The sequence below is a fragment of the Prevotella sp. P3-92 genome (genome assembly GCF_002251205.1).
In the GTDB taxonomy this organism is placed as follows: domain Bacteria; phylum Bacteroidota; class Bacteroidia; order Bacteroidales; family Bacteroidaceae; genus Prevotella.
Genome location: NZ_NPJE01000062.1, coordinates 118,159 through 136,475, shown reverse-complemented (window position 1 = coordinate 136,475; position 18,317 = coordinate 118,159). Strand labels below are relative to the sequence as shown.

9 protein-coding genes are annotated in these 18,317 nt (G+C 48.8%); 2 read left to right on the top strand and 7 right to left on the bottom strand.

The window, feature by feature from the left end; genetic code table 11:
- The first annotated feature begins 93 nt into the window (after positions 1-93).
- On the top strand, positions 94-1,425 hold the full coding sequence (nhaD, locus tag CIK93_RS10945; RefSeq protein WP_094447388.1) for a sodium:proton antiporter NhaD: 1,332 nt from the start codon (positions 94-96) through the stop codon (positions 1,423-1,425).
- Positions 1,426-2,065: 640 nt separating this feature from the next.
- Here the strand turns inward: nhaD and CIK93_RS10940 are convergent.
- The 7 genes from CIK93_RS10940 to CIK93_RS10910 all read right to left on the bottom strand — a co-directional run bounded on the left by CIK93_RS10940 (position 2,066) and on the right by CIK93_RS10910 (position 14,443).
- A complete protein-coding gene (locus CIK93_RS10940) occupies positions 2,066-4,864 on the bottom strand; it encodes an ATP-binding protein (RefSeq protein ID WP_094447387.1) in 2,799 nt (932 codons plus the stop codon).
- A gap of 2 nt (positions 4,865-4,866) precedes the next feature.
- A complete protein-coding gene (locus CIK93_RS10935; protein WP_158215515.1) occupies positions 4,867-7,626 on the bottom strand; it encodes a histidine kinase dimerization/phospho-acceptor domain-containing protein in 2,760 nt (919 codons plus the stop codon).
- Between the two features lie 170 nt (positions 7,627-7,796).
- Entirely contained in the window at positions 7,797-8,744 is a 948-nt protein-coding gene (cysK, locus tag CIK93_RS10930) for a cysteine synthase A (protein WP_094390445.1), read from the bottom strand.
- Between the two features lie 20 nt (positions 8,745-8,764).
- Positions 8,765-10,057, bottom strand: coding sequence for an O-acetylhomoserine aminocarboxypropyltransferase/cysteine synthase family protein (locus CIK93_RS10925; protein ID WP_094439118.1), 1,293 nt, complete (start codon positions 10,055-10,057; stop codon positions 8,765-8,767).
- Positions 10,058-10,345: 288 nt separating this feature from the next.
- Complete coding sequence (locus CIK93_RS10920) at positions 10,346-11,596, bottom strand: L-rhamnose isomerase (protein WP_094390447.1); 1,251 nt, start codon at positions 11,594-11,596, stop codon at positions 10,346-10,348.
- Between the two features lie 16 nt (positions 11,597-11,612).
- Positions 11,613-13,094, bottom strand: a complete 1,482-nt coding sequence (locus CIK93_RS10915; protein WP_094447385.1) for a rhamnulokinase family protein — start codon at positions 13,092-13,094, stop codon at positions 11,613-11,615.
- Between the two features lie 98 nt (positions 13,095-13,192).
- On the bottom strand, positions 13,193-14,443 hold the full coding sequence (locus CIK93_RS10910) for a glycoside hydrolase family 28 protein (protein ID WP_254046336.1): 1,251 nt from the start codon (positions 14,441-14,443) through the stop codon (positions 13,193-13,195).
- Between the two features lie 275 nt (positions 14,444-14,718).
- On the opposite strand from CIK93_RS10910, the gene CIK93_RS10905 reads away from it, so the two are divergent.
- A complete protein-coding gene (locus tag CIK93_RS10905; protein WP_094447384.1) occupies positions 14,719-18,252 on the top strand; it encodes a DEAD/DEAH box helicase in 3,534 nt (1,177 codons plus the stop codon).
- The last annotated feature ends 65 nt before the right edge of the window (positions 18,253-18,317 follow it).

The window sequence follows — 18,317 nt, the reverse complement described above, 5'->3', positions numbered from 1 at the left end:
CCCGAACGACCGTAGGGAGTGATAACTTCTTTAACTTCAATCAATTCCCTCAGTTGCGAAACTTGAATAAATAACAATAAATATTACATCAAAATGAGTACAATTACAATGTTCATCATCGTCGCCTTTGTTGCAGGCTACCTCTGTATAACCCTTGAAAGTCTGACGAAAATCAACAAGGCAGCCATTGCGCTGCTCATGTGTGTGGTCTGCTGGACCCTGCTGATGGTATCACCTGGAGCATACTATCCCGATGTAGCCTCTGACGGCGTACTCCACCACATCTCCGAAGTGATCGAGCACCATCTGGGCGATGCCGCAGGCACCCTCTTCTTCCTAATGGGCGCCATGACCATCGTAGAGATAGTCGATAGCAACGGCGGATTCAATTTTGTGCGCGACATCATGAAGACACGCTCCAAGCGCAAACTCCTGTGGCGTGTGGCTATTGCCACCTTCTTCCTCTCTGCCATCCTCGACAACCTCACCACCTCCATCGTCATGATCATGGTACTCCGCAAACTGGTACAGTCGCGTGAAGAGCGTCTCATCTATGCCGCATTGATCATTATCTCCGCCAACTCAGGAGGCGCATTCTCGCCCATTGGCGACGTCACCACCATTATGCTGTGGATCAAGGGAGTGATCACCACTCAGGGCATCCTTACTGAAATCTTCATCCCCTCGTTGGTATCGATGTTGGTGCCCGCCTTCATCCTGCAATATTCGTTGAGTGGAAAGTTTGATAAAGAGCAGAACCTCGTCACCGCCGAAATCAGCCAGTTCACCAAGGTGCAACGCAACATCATCTTCTGGCTCGGCGTAGGCGGTTTGGTCTTTGTGCCCATCTTCAAGAGCATCACCCATCTTCCTCCGTTCATGGGCATCCTCCTCGTGCTCGGCGTACTGTGGACCGTGACCGAGATCTTCCATCACAATACTAGCGAAGACGACACTATGGCAAAGCGCGTCAGCGACCTCCTGTCGCGCATCGACCTCTCCACCATCATGTTCTTCCTCGGCATCCTCATGGCAGTAGCCGTGCTGCAGGAGATCGGCGTCCTCACCGCCTTGGGCACCGGACTCAACGAAGTCTTTGTCGGCAACTATTATGTCATCAACGGCATCATCGGTGTCCTCTCCAGCATAGTCGATAACGTGCCCCTGGTAGCAGGCTGTATGGGTATGTATCCCGTAGCCGAGACAGGTGCCATGGCCATCGACGGCATATTCTGGCAGTTGCTCGCCTACTGTGCCGGAGTAGGCGGTTCGATGCTCATCATCGGTTCTGCAGCCGGTGTTGTTGTCATGGGCTTAGAGAAAATCACTTTTGGTTGGTACTTGAAGCGCATCACGTGGATTGCCTTCGTCGGCTATCTTGCAGGCATTGTGACCTATTGGTTGCAACAGGCATTGCTGGCATAACTTCCAGCCCATAAGTCCACACTGTCCAATGCTGATATTGGATGATACCTCATCAGTTGCTGTAGCCAATGTGGTGCAGCGTCTGATGAGGTTTATTTATGATTTTCAAAAATATTCGACCACTCGACCACCGCTGAGGCATAATGCGCTATTGCGCAATGCTTTAAGCGGTGGTCGATGACTTTATATTTACGTGTTTCGACCACACTTCGACCACCAGAGAATATCTTGCCCATGTTTATCAGGACTTTTGCCGATGCCTGATAAAAATATTATCCAACGTTTGATAAAGGTATTATTCAACGTTTGATAAAAATATTATCCAACGTTTGATAAAGGTGTTATCTAACGTTTGATAAAGGTGTTATCTAACGTTTGATAAAGGTGTTTTCCAACGTTGATAAAGGTGTTTTCCAACGTTTAGCAAGTGTATTGTCTAACGTTTGGCAAAAGATATTGCCAACACATGGGATTGATGTTGACAAAGAGTTTGCTTGTATGTGTGGCCGATAATCTAATAATCTACTGCTCTATAATAATCTCTATGTTAGTAAGTTACGTGGATACGTGGTCGAGTGGTTGAAATATTGTGAAAAACTATAACTTTGGTATATGAGAACGGGGTGAAGCGCCCTTACCTCTATTCCTTTTCAATAACCTCCACAGGAATCCAGAACCAGAATTTAGAACCATTATCCACTTCGCTCTCTACGCCGATGTCGCCATGGCAGGCGGTGACGATGGACTTACAGATGGAGAGGCCGAGGCCTGTGCCCTGCACAAACTCGTTGAGCTTGACGAAACGATCGAAAACTGCTTTTTGCTTGTCGTGGGGTATGCCCGTTCCGGTGTCTTCGCAGAAGGCATAGATGCCCATCTGACCGTTGCGCTTCTCCAGGCGATAGCCTACCCAGATGCTGCCCTTCTTCGTGTATTTCAATGCGTTGCTCACAAAATTGCTGAATATCTGGCGCACGCGACCGATGTCGATCGATACTCTGAGCTTCTTCAGGGGTTTGGAGGTGACAAAGCGCAGATGGTGGCGCTGCACGCGGATCTCGATGGACTGACAGAGGTATTCAAACTCTTCGGCAAAGTCAACTTCGGCGGGCTTGACGTCCATCGGGTTGTCGTTGATGGTGGAGGCTTCGAGGATGCCGTTGATGAGACGCACCAGGATGTCGCAATGGGTGCGGATGATGTGGATAAAGCGTTCACGCTCCCCGGCTGATTCTGCATATTTCAGCATGTCGGAGAAGCCTACAATGGAGTTGAGGGGCGTGCGCAGTTCGTGGGTCATCTGGGCGAGGAAGACGCTCTTCTGCTGGGCGCTGTTCTTGGTTTTCTCGCTGATCTCGACCACTTCTTTCTTGATATTCTCCAGTCTGGTGATGTCGTGGAGCATGCCGCTGTAGCCCAAAGTGGATCCGTCGTCGCCTTTGCGCAAGCGACCGTAGATGTCGTGGGCGCACGGACCTTTGCTGAATGCGGAGGAGTTGAGCTGCCGCTTCACGTGGAATGGTCCTTGGAAGAGGCCGATGCTCTCGTCGCTGATCTTGTATTCGTCGTAGAGTTCCGGGGGCAGCTGTCTGAGGTATTTCTCAAACTCGATGACGTAGTCTGCATGTTTCAGCGTGTGGGAATAGTAGATCATCTTATTGCGTAGATCGAGATCCCACATCGTCCAGTCGGAGTGATTCAACATGAATTTCAGTCGCTTCTCGTTATAGTCGATGTATCGCTGGAGCGTATCACATTCGTGCTGACACATGATGAGATGGTGGTAGGTGTCGCTCTGGGCTTTCATGTCGTAAGCCATGAGGAGGTAGTTGGAGACACGGCCGAAGTAGTCGAAGAGTGGGACGACGTTGTATTCCACGCATGCCTCGCGACCCTGGTCGCTGTCTGCGGGGGCAAGGTGGCAGAGGAAGATGGGGTCGTGGCGACTCTCGTTGAAGGCGTCGGCAAACATCGGCATGTCGAAAAGTGAAGTCTTCTGCAGCAATCGTGCGTTTTTCGCATCAGCTTTACAGATGCGTTTCATCTCTTCGTTGCTGTTTTCTATCCATCCGTTTTGGTTATAGACTGCCATGGCCACCTTTGAGAATTGGAAAAACTGCAGGAACTTCCGCTCCATCTTGTTGGCTTCGTGGATCAGTCCTACGTTGTGGGTCTTATCGACTATGGTGGCATAGATGTTTACTGGCTGTCCGTAGGCATCCTGCTCGACGGCGAAGTGGCCGCGCAGGTGTTTCCATATCGGCTTGTCTTTAGTGCCGGCATTCCATCGTCCACTCAGTTCCACGTGTTTGTCCATGCTGCCGTCTCTCAGCTGTTCGAGCCGTCTCACCCAGTTGTTGCGTTCGGCAGGGTGGAGGCGCTGGCTGAAGTCGAACCACGACATACCCTCGTCGGGCAGCAGACTGCCGTACTGATTGACCAGTATGCGCGAGGTAAGGTCGTACTGAAATACGTAGTGGTAGCCCATCTGCAGGGCACGCGTCATCATGGCATCGAGTTCGCTGTTGCGCTGGCTCTTGGCGCGCACCCTCCCTCTCGCTATGCGGGTGCCCATATAGCACATCAGGGCAAACATCACCGCGCCAATCATCAGATACCCCCACATGGGGATGGTTTTCTTACGGATGCGCTCTGGATGCAGCCATTTGTCGTTGATGAGTGCCACCCGTCCGTGCTGTTTCAGTTGGGAATAGACATAGTCGATGTCTGCGATGAGTTTCGTATCGCGTCCGATGACGTGGATCTCGCTGACGGGTATGCCCACATCGTTGAGGATGAGTCCCGACTTGTCCATATTGAGTTGTCTGATTTTCCATTTCAGCGGTTCTTCACCCCATACGTAGTATTTGAAGTCGTGTGCCAATACGCCCATAAGGGCTGTCGTGGGCGACTGAAATTCCAATTGGCTGAGATAGGATGAGTCTTCTTCAAGAAAATAATGTTCCGTATAGTCGGCTGGTTTCAATACCGTACCGGCTTCCACCAGTTCTTTGAGTGAACTGTTGGACGATGTTGTGCCGCAGGTGACTGCCACGATGCGGTTGTAGTTGATGATGTTGCGGGTATAGCAAAAAGGCGGTTTCCTGTAGCGTCCGACATTGGCAAAAATCAGGTCTGCATCGCCACGTTCGAAGGTCTTGAGGGCATTGGCCCACTCTTTCAGTACGAATTTATAAGGGATGTCGAGTTGGTCTAATATTTCTGTCATGATCTCAACATTGGTGCCGGCAGGCCTGCCCGTGTCGTCTTGGAATTCATAGGGCGGCTTGTCCCAGTCGCCCACAATGATGACGGGGTGGGCAGCGTCGTATCTGCGCTGGTACTGTGTCTTCTGGCGCGGTGCGTCTCCCCATGCCGTGCTGACGGTCAGCAGGGCAGCAATCAATGTCATGATATGTCTCAGAAAACTAACTTTCATGGTTAAATGAACTTCTTACGTTTGATAAGTGATGCCTGACAGGGAATGCTGACCCATACGATGGTGCCCTGTCCTGATTCAGAACTGATTTCCAGTGTTCCGTTCATCATCTCTGCCAGTTGCTTGCAGACGGGCAGACTGATGCCGATGCGCTCGTCGATGCTGCCGCCGGTATGCTGCTTGATGAGTTGGAGCTCGCGGTCGCTGATGCCGTCGCTGGTGTCTTCTACGGAGATGATGAGACGGCGACCGATATAGTCGAAACGCACTCTGACAAAACCGTGCTTCGTGTTGAAGGCGGCATTGCTGATGAGCGATGTGAGCAGATGGGCTATGTTGTTGCCGTCGATATTGAGAACCAGTTGGTCGTAGGGTATTTCCATGATGAAATTGACACCGTTGGGGTGTGCCATGTCCCATCCCCGCTGACAGTTTGTCTTGAAGAGTTCGGTAAACTCAGTGGGTGTCGGGGTGATCTTCACCATGTCGGAGTCGATGCGCGAGTAGAAGAGTATCTCGTCTATCAGTCGCAGGAGGTGGTCGGAATTGTCGAGTATCTCTTTGGTGAATACATGCTCGTCCTCTGGGGTGATGTCGGTAGAGAGCATTTCGGCAAATCCCACAACGGCGGTCAGCGGTGTGCGTATCTCGTAACACATATTCTTGAGGAAGCTGTTTTTGGCATGCTCAATCTCGCGAGCGGTGCTGTAGGCTTCGTCCAGACGCAGTTGGTTGGCTTTCAGTTCGCTGATGTCGTAGCAGATGCCAAAATAGGCGTCTTTCTCTTCAATATCATCATGAACAGGTGTCATGCAGAATCTGAGCCACAACGGGTTCTCGCCCGAACGGATGACGGTCATCACCTCCATGCAGAAAGGTTCCTGCGAACGGTTGTCCATCTTGCTCAACAGGTGCATGACGCGTTTCTGCGAACGCTCGTGAACCAATGTCATGCAACGGGTCTGGGTCAGTTCGTACTGCACATGGCTGAGATTGTCTTTGACACACAGCGTATGGGTTTCTGGAGAATAGTGCACTATGCGCATGCCGCTGACCTTCAAGAGGTAGTTGGTATGGTCGATATAGTTGTCGAGCTGATGCTGCAGGTCTCGTTTCCTTGCCAATTTATCTTTCCATTGCTTCTTGATCTCGATGTGCTGGCGGATGTCCTCTACGACCACCAACAGATTGTTGGCGTGCTCGTTGGCTTCGTCGCAAGCCACCATCATGTGAATCTCAAAGATCTGTGTGCCGCTCTGGTTGATGATATGGCCCAGCTCCTTGCTGGTGAGATGATTGTCGAAGTCCACCTTTCGACACATCGATACACCGTCCAACGCTTCGATGTGATCCTCTTCGAGTTCGAAAAGTGTACGGAAAGAGGGCGACTGGCGGATGATGTCTTTCTTGTCGCACTGGAAGAGGCTGCATGCCTTTTCGTTGATATTGGTGAGCTGTCCTTCTGCGTTGAACACGATGATGCCGATCGTCGAACTGTCGAAGATGGTCTTGTAGCGAATGAGTCGCTCTTCGGCATCCTGCTCCATGCGGAGTTCGTCGGTAATATCTTTCTTCGTGCCAAGAATGACAATAGGGTTGCCTTTCTTGTTGCGCTGCAGGACGGAGAGCTGTATCTGGAAGTCGTGTTCCTGATTGTCGCCTGTTTCGGCATCCATCGCCTTGATGTCAAGCGATACCTGTTCGTCGGTGATGCTCCCGTCTATGAGTTGCTCGATGACACGCATCAGACGGTTGAAGTCGCCAGGGTAGTAGCGGTGAGAGAATTTTTCAGCAGGATAGGTGATATAGTTCATGCTGTCGCGATCATACCAGTTGAAGGACTTGGTGTGGACGTTGTAGGTCCACATTCTTACGCCGCTGGCTTCAAGAATCAGCGACATACGCTGGTTCTGCAAGTCGTAGGACTTGGCAAGCTGCCTGTCTTTGCGACGGAAGTAGTATAGGCTATACAGCAATGGTATGGTCAGCAGTGTGGCAATGCCCATCAGCCACCATGCCCATGCCGGCATCTGCCATTCGCCACGATCGGGGTAGAACCATTTGTTCTGCAGCGGTTCGAAGCGGTCTTCGGAATTGAGCAGGGTATAGACACTGTCTATCTGGTTTAGTAATTGCTGGTTGTGGGATACAAAACGCGCCTCACCCAGGGGGATATCGACATCGGTAATCTGGATGTTGTCGAGGTCGTACGTCCGCTTCAGATACTCCAGCGACGGCTTGTACCAGATGACCTGCCCCTGTTCGGTATCGCTCACTCTGAGAATGGCCTCGTTGATGTCTTTCACGGGGATGGCATTCGCTCCCCATTCGTAGTCAATCATCAGGCGATGCACCATACCGCTGTCGAGGACAGTGACCCGCTGCTTACTCAGGTCGCTGAACGTATGGATGTTGACGGGTTTGTCGATTGGTGTTGCCAGACTCATGGTGATGAGTGATATGGAGTTGCGGCTATAATGGCCGAAGCGACTGAAGAATCCTGTTGATCTGACGACGATAAGGTCGGCATTGTCATGGTTGAGGTCTGCCTGGTTTTGTGTGGCTGGCTTTAATACAATGGTATAAGGGATTTTGAGCTTCTCAAAGATCATCTTAATGACCTCGATGTTGTAGCCGTCGGGCTTGCCCTGCTCGTTAAGAAAGGAGTAGGGGTACATATCCCAACAGTCTTCATAGATCAGCGGATGTTCGTTGGTGTATGTTCTTGTATGATTGTTGGGAGACGAAGCATTGGCAGCCATAGTGCTGAAAAGGACTATGGCTACCAATGTATATATGAACCTTTTGTTTGGTTTTCTTTGCATCTGTTGCTGAGAATATCTTTATAGTTATTCAGCCACAAAGATAACCAAAATAGGTTACATTACAAAATTTTATTATTCTTTTTTATCAAATAACGTCAATATGAAGCTTATAGTGGGTATTCGTCGAAAGCATAGAGCACAGTAGAGAGGTATCGTTCACCGGTATCGGGCAATAGGGTGACAATGGTTTTCCCTGCGTTCTCCGGGCGCTTGGCCAATACCGAGGCGGCATAGGCTGCTGCTCCAGAAGAAATGCCTACCAGAAGACCGTCCTGCTGTGCCAGTTCGCGACCTGTGCGGATGGCATCGTCGTTGTCGATGTCGAGCACTTCGTCTATCAGCGAGGCATCATAGGTCTTGGGCACGAAACCTGCACCAATGCCTTGAATCTTATGTGGACCGCTCTGACCACCGTTGAGAACAGGCGAAGAGAGGGGCTCTACGGCAACAATCTTTACGTTGGGATTCTGCTCCTTGAGGTATTTGGCAATACCGCTGACGGTTCCTCCTGTGCCTACACCGGCTACGAAGATATCTACCTTTCCATCGGTGTCCTGCCAGATTTCAGGACCGGTTGTGGCATAGTGGCGTGCTGGATTGGCACCGTTTTCAAACTGCTGCAGGATGACACTGCCTGGTATGCTGTCGCGCAGTTCTTCGGCGGCCTTGATGGCTCCTGCCATACCGTCCTTGCCACTGGTCAGCCGAACCTCGGCTCCGTATGCCTTCACCAGATTGCGGCGTTCGATGCTCATTGTTTCGGGCATGGTGAGGATCAGTTTGTAGCCTTTTACTGCCGATACCAATGCAAGGCCTACACCAGTATTGCCACTGGTCGGCTCGATGATGGTTGCACCGGGTTTGAGGATTCCCCGCTGTTCGGCATCTTCTATCATCGCCAATGCGATGCGGTCTTTTACACTGCCGCCAGGATTGAAATATTCCACCTTGGCAATGATGGGGGTCTGCAGTCCATGGGAAGCAGAGAACTTAGTGAGTTCGAGTAATGGGGTATGGCCGATCAGTTCGGTCAGTTGTTTTGCGATTCTTGCCATAGTTATTTAGAATTTACGGTTTATATTTTGTCGAATGCATGGGATAGGTCGTCGATGATGTCGTCGATATGTTCTGTACCGATGCTCAAGCGGATGGTGCTGGGGGTGATGTGCTGCTGTGCCAGTTCTTCGGGACTCATCTGTGAGTGTGTGGTGGTATAGGGGTGGATGACCAGACTCTTCACGTCGGCAACGTTGGCGAGGAGGGAGAAAATCTCCAGTGAGTCGATAAACTTCCATGCGTCTTTCTCGTCACCCTTAATCTCGAAGGTGAAGATGCTGCCGCCGCCTTGAGGGAAATAGCGCTTGTAGAGCTCGTGGTCGGGGTGTGAGGCGAGCGAAGGATGGTTGACCTTAGCCACCTTGGGATGCTTGCTGAGGAATTCTACCACTTTCAGCGCGTTCTCTACATGGCGTTCTACGCGCAGACTCAGCGTCTCCAGACCTTGCAACAGGATGAAGGCATTGAAGGGAGAGATCGTGGCACCGGTGTCACGAAGGATGACGGCACGGATGCGGGTGACGAAGGCTGCTGCTCCTGCAACATCAGCAAATACTGCACCATGGTATGAGGGATCCGGCTTGGCCAGTGTGGGATATTTATCGGCATTGGCTTTCCAGTCGAATTTTCCACCGTCAACGATCACGCCGCCAAGACTTGAACCATGTCCACCGATGAATTTGGTGGCTGAGTGAACGACGATGTCGGCTCCATGTTCGATAGGACGGATGAGGTATGGGGTGCCGAAGGTGTTGTCAATGATGAGGGGGATGTTATGGCGGTGTGCCACTTCTGCTACTGCTTCGATATTGGTGACATCGGCATTGGGGTTGCCAAAGGTTTCGGCATATACTGCCTTGGTATTGGGCTGAATGGCAGCTTCAAGTGCATCAAGGTCGTTTACATTGACAATCGTGTTTGTCACACCTTGGTTGGCAAGTGTATGGGTGATGAGATTGAACGAACCACCATAGAGGTTATCGGCAGCAACGATGTGGTCACCGTTCAATACGATGTTTTGCAGTGCGTAGGTTACGGCAGCTGCTCCACTGGCTACAGCCAGTCCTGCCACACCGCCTTCCAATGCGGCAACGCGGTCTTCGAAGACTCCTTGGGTTGAATTGGTCAGTCGGCCGTAGATGTTTCCTGCGTCACGCAGACCGAAACGGTCGGCAGCATGTTGTGAGTTGCGGAACACGTATGATGTAGTCTGGTAGATGGGTACGGCACGTGCATCGGTTGCTGGATCGGGTTGCTCTTGACCTACATGCAGTTGGAGTGTCTCGAAGTGAAGTTTCTTGTTGTTGCTCATAACTTGTTTCCTTTCTTTTTTATTTTGTGTTTATATTGTTTTTTATTTTGTGTCGTTCTCTGTAACAGGTGATGGAATGTTATGCTGTCGCTTCATCCTGTTTGTCTGATTGACGTTGCAAAGGTACGGCGAAATCTGCATACCCGAAATACCCTATATGGGGCATTCCGCATACCATGTTTGTGGTATTCTTCAAAAACAGCCTATATAAATAAGGTGAAACCGCCTCACTCTGATGCAGGGGGAGGCGGTTTGGGGTGATTTTTCGTGTTATCTCTGTGACAAATATCAGCGTTTTGATGTCACGTCTTTCTCGTATTGTTGCACGCAGGCCATATACTCTTCACCTACGGGCACGTTGTTCTTCATGTTGAAATAGTCGAATACTGCACCAAAAGGCATTGATTTGGCTTCTTCCATCAGGGCAAGGCGCTCGAAGTACTGGCCGTTGTCTTCATACTCACGGAGCAGGGCTTTGGGTTCAAGCAGTGCCTGGAGAATACATTTCTGTGTGGCGCGAGTGCCTACGATATAGGCGCCGATGCGATTGATGGAGGCATCGAAATAGTCGAGGCCGACGTGTGCACGGTCGAGCGCGTCTGAGCGAACCAGTTCTTTGAAGAGGTCGAGCGTCTGATCGTTCATGATGGTCACGTGGTCTGAATCCCAACGTACAGGACGGCTGACATGGAGCATCAGTTCGGGCACGTACATGAGAAGGGTCGATACAAAGTCGCTAACGTTCTCGGTCTGTTCGTAGTGACCGGTGTCGAGGGTGTACATCTGTTTGCGGGTAGCACAGTAGGCGGTATAGAAGTCGTGTGATCCTACAGTATATGATTCCAGTCCGATACCGAAGAGTTTGGCTTCGAAGCAGTTTTTCACTCCATCGAGTTTCTCTGCCATGATTTGGTCGAGCGAGTCAGCCAACAGTTCACGGTATTTCTTACGCTGTACAGGAACATCCTTGCTACCGTCATGAACCCAGATGTTCATGATGCAGGGGTCGCCCTGTGCCTTGCCCATGGCATCGGCAATACGGCGACAGCGCTTGGTGTGCTCTATCCAGAAGTCGCGAATGGCTTGGTCGGGGTTAGACAGCGAGAGACTGCCGCTCTTGGGATGTGAGAATGATGTGGAGTTGAAGTCGAGCTTCATATTGTTGGCTTTTGCCCAGTCTATCCAACTCTGGAAATGTTCTACACCGCATTGGTCACGGTCAACGAACTTTCCACCGAAGTCACCATAGATTTCATGGAGGTTGAGACGATGGTTTCCTGCTATCAGGGTTTTTACAAATTCGATGTCCTTTCTGACCTCGTCAATGTTTCGGGCTCTTCCTGGATAGTTTCCCGTGGTCTGTATGCCACCGCTCAAGGCATCGTTGCGCTCAAATCCCACTACATCGTCAGCTTGCCAGCAATGTAGTGAAATCTGTTGCTTTTCGAGTAGTGCAATAGCCTCGTCTGTATCTACACCGATGGCAGCGTAGCGCTCTTTCGCTACGGCATAAGCCTTTTCTATCAGATCTGTTTTCATTGTTTTGTTAGTTTTATTATTGTTGTTTTGTAATTTTCAAGAATTTCGAGTATGCGGCATCCCATGCGTCTTTGTCTTTAGGTTCGTAGCGTTGCATCTCGATGGAATCGGCTATGATGCGTCTCATCTCCCAGATAGTAGTCACACCTCCTGTTGCTTGGGCTTGCATCATGATGTTGCCGATGGCTGTACCTTCCTGCGGTCCTGCTATAACGGGAATGCCTATGGCATTGGCTGTCATCTGATTCAGATGCTTGTTGAGTGATCCTCCGCCGATGATGTGGAGCACGTGGATAGGACTTGTCGCAAAGTCTTTCAGCCATCCGAATACCTGTCGGTAGCGAAGTGCCAGAGAATCGAAGATACAACGGCAGATCTCTGCTGGGGTTTGCGGTATGGGCTGGTTGGTGTTGTGGCAATACTCCTGTATGGCTGTGGTCATACTTGAAGGGTTGGCAAACGAGTTGTCGTCGGGATTGATGAGCGAACGGAACGGTGTCTCTTTCATGGCCAATGCCTGCAGTTGGGCGTGCCCCATCTGTCTGACCTCTTCATCCCATTCCTTTCTGCAGCGTTCGTAGAGCCACATGCCACAGATGTTTTTGAGGAAACGTGTCGTATGTTCTATACCGCCTTCATTGGTGAAGTTGTATGCCTGACTTTGTTCGTTGATGATGGCCTCTGGTGTTTCTATACCCATCAGACTCCAGGTACCGCTGGAAAGATAGGCAAAGTGCTTGTCAGTGGCAGGTACGGCTGCCACGGCACTGGCGGTATCATGTCCAGCTACTGCCACTACGGGTATGGATCCCAGTCCAGTGAGGTGCTGTACCTCTTCTGTCAAATGGCCTACGATAGTGCCTGGTTCTACGATGTCGCCAAACTGATTACGTTGTAATGCCACAGTTTCTAACAGTGCGGGGTCGAGGTCTCCAGTCCTTGGGTTCAACATTTGTGATGTCGATGCGATGGTACGTTCACAGATGTTTGTTCCTGTCAACATCCATGTTAGGGCATCTGGAATGAAGAGAATCTTTTTGGCGTGACTTAGCGCTACATTGCCTTCCTGTCGCATGGCATAGAGTTGGAACAACGAGTTGAAATTCATGAATTGTGTTCCTGTTGTCCCATATACTTGTTGTCTGCTGCACACTTGCTCCAAGTATTCTTCCATGCGTCCTATAGTATATGGATCGCGATAGGATAGGGGATTGCGCATGATGGCATCATCTTCGCCCACGAGTACGAAATCCACACCCCATGTGTCGATGCCTATGCTGACGATGTTGAGTTGTCGTTTGGCAGCAGTTGTGAGTCCCTTGATGATTTCCTGATAAAGGGCGAAGATGTCCCAATAGACATGTCCGCCAGTGGTGATGAGCGGATTGTCGAAGCGTGTCAGTTCCTCTTGTTGTAGCTTGCCGTTGGCAATGGCGCCTATGATGGTGCGTCCGCTTGTTGCTCCGAGGTCAACGGCAAAGTGGTATTGTTGTTGCATTGTCTTTGGTTTCTTGAGTCAGTAGATGATATGACGGTTTTCTTAAAAGAAAGACGGATGACCGCTGTTTCTGTCATAGGTCATCCGTCGTTTTTTTGTTAGAATGTCATGGGTTTCCCGTCAAATGTGAAATCATCAAGGATGTATTTGTCGGATGGCTTCACATCGAACATATCTGGTGTTTCTACCTTTATGCGTTGCATGGAGATGTTGTTGCATCGGGATGGAGGCAGATCACGGTCTCCTTTTTGGAAGAACTGTGTCCATGGGTGGATGAATAGGAACCGACGGCAATAGCCTGTAATGTCTTCTACCGTCACATATTCATAGTGCTGAGGAGTGTCGAGTCGCATCTTGAGCCACAGCACGCGGTTGGCATTGTCGGTATGGCAACGGCGCAGTATGATGTTGCGGTCGTGGAGAGATTCTGATCCTAGCGTCAGACATCCATGAACAGTACCATAGTGGCAGTCTTCTATAAGAATGCGTTCACATGGACCGTTGGTGGAGTCACGGTCGGCCCATGTTCCCTTTCCGCCTTTCAATACCACGGCATCGTCACACACATTCATATAGCAACCGCTAACTAAAATATCGGTACAGGCATCAATGTCAATGGCGTCTGAACTGGGGGCACCGCGTTTCGGATCTGGAGGATAGATGCCACTTGTAGGAGCATAGATATAACAATCGAGGTAGCGCACGTGGTCGCTTTTGTAGATGTGGTTGGTCCAGAAGGGACTATTGATAAGTCGCACATCCTGAATGGTAACGTTGCGGCAGTTGGATAGATAGGTCAGTCGTGGGCGTTGCTCATCCTTGTTGGTGCATTTGGCATTCCATGAACGACGTGTCCAGAATGCCTGCCAGTAGCGCAGACCATTACCGTCGATAGTGCCGTTACCTGTGATAGTGAAACCGTCGAGTCCGTCAGCATTGATGAGGGCAGGGAAGTATTTGCAGGTTTCTCCTTCTATGCGGGTGGTCAGTACAGGGAAATCGATGATGTTGTCTGAACCTTTCAACTTTCCTCCTTGTTTTATATGCAGATGTGTGCCTTGACGGAAAAAAAGAGCGCCGGTGAGGAATGTGCCCTCAGGTACAACTACCACACCGCCTCCTTCCTTGGCGGCCTTGTCTATGACCTTTTGCAAGGCTGTTGTTTGTACGATAGTACTGTCGTTGTTCACGCCGTAGTCAGTAACCATATACTGTCTGCCGAGTGTTTCCGGATTGATCTTTGTTTTGTTTGTAAACCATGCGTCCATGACAGTTCCGTCAGGCCATGTGGCTGGTGTGGCTTTCTTTTTGGCTTCAACTGTTATAGTGGTCAGAAACAGTGTGACCATGATGATGCACTTAAAGACACCGGATGGGTAAATGTTTTTCTTGTTTGTCATTTTGTTTATGTAGTTTGTTTTAGTAGATAATCTATTACATCCTTAGGGGGATTTTGTGATGTGTTTGCAAAAATAAGCAATTCTTTTGAAACAACCAAGCGAAAGGCTACCTTTTCTATTTCGTTTTTGTTTCCTTGTGTCATGATATCCTGTCAATTTGTAGGACGTGTGAGATAGATTTTGTATCTTTGCACGTCGAAGGATATGAAAGAAATGCCAAAATTATGAAATATAAGGTATATAGTCAGAAAAAATGGGAACGAAAGGTAGGGCAAAACCATACAGCAGTAAAAACCATAGGTCCGGATACTGCTTCATCGTTCTATCTGCTGCTAGAAAAGGCATGCACCACTACCGATCCCGTCAATGTCAGATATGATATGGTCAGAGATGTGTTCCGACGTGTTGTGGAACAGGGCATTGCTGACTGCCGCATCGCCTTTGTGGGAGCATTTGCAAAATTAGACTATTGTATCAAGGAATATCAGATACCATATCGGGTGGCATCGCTCATACAGTTGACGCGAAAAGAACTCTTCCCTGAATATAACAGAAAGGGCATTCTTACGGAGTCGAAGCTGGCAGATGCTTTTCCTCATAACCTCAAGGCAACTGCATTGTTGGTCTATCATATCTGTGGAAAGAAACCGTTGCCGGAATCGTTAAAGCGGTATTTCCCCATTGCTGACAGAAAAACCACTTGGGGAAAATTCGATGAGCGTGTCATGCGTGTAGTTGTCGAACGGTGGGACGATGATTATATCTGGGCAACGGAAGAGATGAACAACAGTACGCTGAAGATTTGCTATGGTAAAGACAATAGAATATTGACGCGTGAGGGAAAGTTTGATTGGGGCTATTTGAAAGATGCTTTATGGGATGGAGCACAGCTCAATCTGGTGCGTCTCCGTAAGGACGATAGGGGTAAAATATATTATCCAGAATTAATAATCCTAGAACCTGACTATCTGGTCAATATCACCAATATTGCCAACTGTTTCACCACTTATGCAGAGTCGGCTGTCGTCAACCTCATCAATAAAATCAAACCACAGTCTAATACACTTGCCATCCATCTCGGCCTTCTGGCTGGTCGTATGCTTGACGATACCATTCATGGTCGCCATGTGTCTGTTGATGAGAGTGTCCGTGAGTTCGTTAAAGATAATGTGTTGGCGCTGATAGCCTGTAGCGAGGTTAGGCAGGGTTTCGCACAGTTTAAAAATGATGCTGCCGTGCAACAGCGGAATATCGATAAACTCATTGGGCATGATTTGCCTCAGGCTATTGGTGAATATAACAGTAATGATGTCATGCTCGAACCGACTTTCTTCAGCGATGTGCTCGGCATACAAGGTCGTTTCGACCTGCTCTATGAAAAGGATGGGACATATACCATTATAGAGCAGAAATCAGGAAAAGGCGAGTTTGTTGGCTATAATACTCCTGGTTATGATCCCGATGTGCCACGAGCTCGTGAATGCCATGCTGTACAGATTATCCTGTATCGTGCACTTTTTCAGTATCAGTTCAATAAATATGCCGAACAACTCAAACATCTGATGCTGCTCTATTCCAAGTATGAAAAAGGTCTGCTCATGGTACCGCAAAGTCCCGAACTGCTGTTGCGTGCCATTAAGATACGTAATATGATCGCATGGTCGGAAATTATGTATGCCCAAGAAGGTATGGATATCCTAACCCAACTCACCCCCGATAAGCTAAACAGCAAAAAGTCGACTACAGGATTGTGGGAGAGATATACACGGCAAGAACTATCGGACTTGCTTGATCCCATCGGACGAGCTACAGATCTTGAACGTGCTTACTATCTTCGATTCATGCGATTTATCGAGAATGAGACTCTCCTCTCAAAAGTGGGTAACCGAGAAAAGGAGGACTCTGGGTTTGCCAATATCTGGCATGCCACTCTTGAAGATAAAAAGGCGGCAGGAAATATTTTTGATAGCCTCAGTATCGATAGTATGGAGAGTAATCAAATAGGTGTTTGTAGTGTCACTTTCAAGTTCAACGACACGGAGTCGGCTGATGCAACCAATTTCCGTGTGGGCGATATCGTTATTCTCTATCGTTATGAGAAAGAACAGGTGCCTGATGCCTGCCAGCAGATGATTATCAGGGCGAACATCGAGGATATTGGTGAGCAACAGATACGTCTTCGACTTCGTTATGCCCAGAATCCCAGAATCTTTGATGACCATCAAGATGATTGGTGGGCGATAGAACATGATATGTTTGAATCATCTTCCAATGCATTATATAGCGGTATGCATAGTTTTCTTTCTGCGACCAAAAGTCGGCGTGATCTGATTCTATTGCAACGCGATCCTAAGATTGATACTTCGTGTGTGTTGAAAGGCAACTATGGTAACTTCAATACCTTGACTCTTCGTGCAAAGCAAGCACGCGACCTCTTCTTGATTATCGGACCGCCAGGAACTGGAAAAACTTCCTATGGACTCGTCAATCTCCTCAAGGAAGAATTGTTGGAAGAAGGTACCAGCGTGCTGTTGTTGTCATATACCAATAGAGCGGTTGATGAGATATGCAGCAAACTGGTGGAAATACGTGAAGAGAATGCTGATTTCGATTTTATACGTATTGGTAGTGAACTCTCTTGCGCCAAAGAGTATTGTGATTATCTGCTCAGCAATAAAGTCAAGGAGAAAACAGGAAATGCTGTCAAACGGTTGATAGATACTACAAGGGTGTTCTGTGGTACAACAGCGGCATTTAACGCCAGTCTGTCTATCTTCTCTCTCAAACATTTCTCGCTGGCCATTATCGACGAATCGTCACAGATTCTCGAACCACATCTCATAGGATTGCTAAGTGCGCATGATGGTCCTAAGGAAGCTATAGATCGCATCGTAATGATTGGTGACCACAAACAGTTGCCCGCTGTTGTGCAACAATCGGAAAGAGAGTCGGCTGTCAGCGAAACCATACTACATGATATTCATCTCACAGACTGTCGTAATTCGTTGTTTGAACGCTTGCTGGCTCATTTCAAGACCGCAGATGGTTATGATTCACGATTTGTCTATATGCTTACCAAACAGGGACGTATGCATCGGGATATTGCCGATTTTCCAAACCATGCCTTCTATGGTGACAAACTCGATGTAGTGCCGCTCGGCCATCAGTTGTTGCCACAGCTCCAAGTGAACTCCGATAATGGTATTGTCAAGATGTTGGCAACACATCGTATCGCTTTCGTGGCAGCAGAACGTCCACGTCTGTCTCCATCGGTAAAAACAAATGCTATTGAGGCACGGATGATTGCTGCAACGGTTTTTCAGATCTATAAACTGACGGAACATTCGTTTTCTACAGAAGCGACTGTTGGCGTCATCGTACCCTATAGAAACCAAATTTCAACTGTGCGTAATGCAATCGATCAGTACGGTATCTCCGTCCTTCACGATATTACCATCGATACGGTGGAACGTTATCAAGGTAGTCAACGCGATTATATCGTTTATGGTTTTACTGTTCATCAGCCCTATCAACTCAACTTCTTGACCAATAATGTTTTTGAAGAGAATGGCGTGATTATCGACCGCAAACTCAATGTGGCTATGACTCGTGCTCGGTTGAATATGATTATGGTTGGCAATCCTGCTTTGCTCAGCATGAACCATACCTTCAGTCAGTTGATGGAGTATGTGCGTGGAAAAGGTGGTTATATTGATGTGAAACCAAATGACTATTGTCTGGGACGTTTCCAAATATAGAAATGATTTTTGTTTTATAGGCCTTTCTGTAGATGTGGGCTTAAAGATTGGAAATAAAGAAAACG